This is a genomic window from Streptomyces phytophilus, assembly GCF_013870535.1.
Classification (GTDB): domain Bacteria; phylum Actinomycetota; class Actinomycetes; order Streptomycetales; family Streptomycetaceae; genus Streptomyces; species Streptomyces phytophilus.
Map to the genome: position 1 here is coordinate 1 of NZ_JACBXC010001546.1, position 1,242 is coordinate 1,242.

Here is a 1,242-nt window from a genome sequence, read left to right on the forward strand (position 1 = left end):
GAAGAGTCCGAGGCCACCGAGCGCTACGAGGCCGCCCGGCGGGCGTCCGCCGCGCAGCGGGTGAAGATCGCCAAGCTCCAGCGGGCCGTACGCGCCAAGCACCGCAGGCTCGTCGTGCTGCGCGGCCGGATCGGGCAGCTCGCCGCCCGCGAGTACCAGTCCGGCGGTCTCGGCCCCACCGCGCAGCTGCTCTTCTCCCGCACCCCCGAGGACCTGCTCGACAAGGTCTTCCTGCTCGACAAGGGCGAACAGGCCGCCGCCGGCCTCTACCACCGCGCCGAGCGGGCCGAGCGGCGGCTCGCGGACGAACGGGAGCGCCAGGCCGTCGCCCTCGCCGACCTGCGCGCCGAACTGCGTACGCAGGCACGGGTGAAGCGGCTCATCGAGAGCAAGCTGGCCCGCGCCCAGGGGCGGCTGGAGAAGCTCCAGAGCGCGCAGACCGCCCGCTCGCGCAGCTCCGGCTGCCCGCGCGCCGAGCGCTCCCGGGCCGTGACGCTGAGCACGGACGGCAAGGCGCTGGCGGGCCGCAAATGGACGGCGCCGGTGGCCCGTTACACCCTCTCCTCGCGCTTCGACCAGGCCGGCGGCATGTGGTCCTCCCGCCACACGGGCCTGGACTTCGCCGTCGACGAGGGCAAGCCCGTGGGCAGCGTCGGCTACGGCGCGGTGTACGGGATCGGCTGCGACGACGCCTTCGGCAACTCCGTCACCGTCCGGCACGACGACGGGTACTACACCTTCTACGCCCACCTCTCCGAGGTCCGCGCGAAACCCGGCGAGCGGGTCTTCCCCGGCCAGCCGCTGGGCCTGGCCGGCACCACCGGCAACTCCACCGGGCCGCACCTGCACTTCGAGGTGCGGGTGACGCCGCAGTTCGGCTCCGGGATCGACCCGGAGCCGTGGCTGCGGGACAAGGGCGTCCGCCTGCGCGGCGCGCCCGCGGAGTAGAGCCCGCGGCGGGAGCGGGACCCGCGGCGGGAACCGGGCCTACGGCTGGGGCTGGAGGCCGCCGGTGATCCGCTCGTGCTCCTCGTCGGAGACCGCCTCGCCGGAGGCCGGCAGCAGCTGCGGGATGCCGTCGCGCACCGGGTAGCGGCGCCGCAGCCGCGGGTTGTACAGCGCGTCGCCGGAGTCCAGCAGCGTCAGCGGGCCCTTGTCGAGCGGGCAGACGAGGATCCTCAGCAGCGGGTCGTCGGGGTTCACGGGACGGGTCCTCCACGGTGGGCGGTCGGTACGGGGGCG

The 1,242-nt window shown here is 75.0% G+C and carries 2 protein-coding genes; one reads left to right on the forward strand and one right to left on the reverse strand.

The window, feature by feature from the left end:
• On the forward strand, window positions 1-948 hold a 948-nt coding region (locus H5J30_RS34105; protein WP_181791690.1), incomplete at its 5' end, for a murein hydrolase activator EnvC family protein.
• Window positions 949-987: 39 nt separating this feature from the next.
• Here H5J30_RS34105 and H5J30_RS34110 read toward each other — a convergent pair.
• Complete coding sequence (locus H5J30_RS34110; protein ID WP_018840816.1) at window positions 988-1,203, reverse strand: Trm112 family protein; 216 nt, start codon at window positions 1,201-1,203, stop codon at window positions 988-990.
• Window positions 1,204-1,242: the final 39 nt, after the last annotated feature.